The sequence below is a fragment of the Nocardia citri genome (assembly GCF_054065835.1).
Window position 1 is genome coordinate 1 of sequence record NZ_JBSUQM010000096.1, and the last position, 204, is coordinate 204.

The 204-nt window shown below is 66.2% G+C and carries 1 protein-coding gene; it reads right to left on the bottom strand.

The features are described 5' to 3' along the window. Nucleotides 1-186: hypothetical protein (locus ACW2Q0_RS31275; protein WP_457194516.1), on the bottom strand; the 186-nt coding region annotated here is incomplete at its 3' end. Nucleotides 187-204 lie beyond the last annotated feature (18 nt).

Genomic DNA, 204 nt, shown 5'->3' on the forward strand with positions numbered 1-204 from the left:
GTTTCGCAGCCAGGTCTCCACCAGCCCCGTCACCGCTGCCACCAGATGCTCACAATTGTCCAACACCAGCAGCGATTCCCGCGCCGCCAGGAACTCCAACACCACCTCCGGCAAGGGCCGCGCCGGATCCTCGCGCAACCCCAAGGCAGACGCGACCACGGTGACCAGCAGCTCAGGGTCGGACACATCCGCCAGCTCGACCAT